Origin of the sequence: Microcosmobacter mediterraneus (assembly GCF_031846265.1) — a bacterium.
Classification (GTDB): Bacteria; Bacteroidota; Bacteroidia; order Flavobacteriales; family Flavobacteriaceae; genus Microcosmobacter; species Microcosmobacter mediterraneus.
In genome coordinates, this window is sequence record NZ_JAVRIA010000020.1 from 1 (window position 1) to 1,747 (window position 1,747).

Consider the following 1,747-nt stretch of genomic DNA (forward strand, 5'->3'; position numbering starts at 1 on the left):
ATTGCAGAAGACGAGCCAAGTGCAGAAGAAGTAGCAGCATATTACTCAGATAACTGTGGAGGCTTAGTTACAGTTCATAAAGAAGTAACGTTACAAGCAGGAGAAGACTGTGGTCCTGATGGATGGCAGCGTTGGGTAAGATATACAGCCAAGGATGAGTGTGGCAATGAGGCAGCAAGCTTCAAGATCATTTACCAAGGATTTGATATGTCTGGTCCAGTTAAAGGCGATTGTCAAGAGCCACCAATGAAGTTATACACTGAAGGTGGAGCAGATTGCCCAGCAACAGCAGCAGTAGAGCTTAATGTAGGTGATTACTTAGATTTAGATAACTTGTTCTCAGTAGCAGGTGTAGATTTAGGTGAAAATGCTAATAACTTTATCCCAGTATGTTACACAGATAACTGTACAGCAGTAGAAGATCTTAAGTACAGAGTTACAAAAGTAGGTAGAAATGATGAGTTTAGCTCTGATTGTGTAGCTTATTTATACATGACGTTTGTAGCAGAAGATGCTTGTGGAAACGATTCACCAGAATCATTCACTTGTGAGTTTATCGTTTACGATAATACTGCTCCTGAAGTATCTATTACAGGTGCTGAGTGTGGTGAGACTATTGATTTAGGGGAGTTAACTGAAGATCAGTTAAATGATCAAGGTTTACCTAACAATGGTTTAGCTACTAAAGGAACTTGGACAGATAACTGTCAGGGATCTGGAGATACAGTAGGATACTCTGATGAGTTAGTAACTGCACCTAGTATAGTAGGATTTACTGGAGACTTTGCTCCAGAAAATTGGGCTATTTCAGGTACTGATGGTGATGGAGCTGTAACAATAGATGCAACTACACTTGTAGTTGATGGTGATCCAGAAGGAGGAGAAGTTAGTGCATTAGCAACATGTCCAGTAAATGGAAACTATAGTTTCGATTGGGACTGGAATACTGATGACTTTTATGACGAGTCAGCTGAATGGGATCCTGCATTCTATGTAAATGGAGAACTAGTACAACTTACTAATGATGGTGGAGCTCAAGCTCAAAACGGACAAGTATCTGTTAACTGTGTTGCAGGAGATGTAATAGGATTTGTAATTCAAGGAGATGCATTTGGATCGTCTCATTTAACGGTTACTAATTTTGAAGTTGCTGAGTTAATCTTAGGTGTTACAAGAACATTCTCTAAAGATGATGGTTGTGGTAATGTAGGTGAGTGTAGTGTAACTTACACTTGGGAAGTGGTTGAGCCTTTACCAGAGGGAGATATCGATTGTGGTGATGTAATCTTAGGAGATACTTCAGATGGTGGAGAAGAAGACGTTGAAGTAGGAGAAACTCCAAGTTACTTTGATGACTTTAGTACAGGTAATGTTTATACATTTATTGGTACAGGAGATTTTGTAGAAGCATCTACGTGTGAGAATACAAACTTCGATACACTAGTTTCTGTTTATGATGCAAATGGATTAGTTAGTTTTGGAGATGATACATGTGGTGAATTATTTGGACCAGGTTTTGCTGTATTCTTAAGTGAAGTAGGCGAAGTATATCAAATCGTTGTTAAAGGATATGGTCCAAATGATATTGGAGCATATGAATTATCTTTAGAATGCTTCGACCCAACTACAGCTCGTCAAGGTAATGTTGAGTTAGGTGGAGCACATAAGAACGAAACTGCAACTGCAAGAGTAGAGCAAGTTGAATTTAAAGCGTACCCAGTACCATTTAAAGACAACGTAACAATCT

At 38.9% G+C, this 1,747-nt stretch carries 1 protein-coding gene; it reads left to right on the top strand.

Features of this window, described 5'->3' with window-relative positions; all coding sequences use genetic code 11:
* Positions 1-1,747 (top strand): hypothetical protein (locus RM697_RS13655; protein WP_311428455.1); only part of this gene is annotated, 1,747 nt, incomplete at both ends.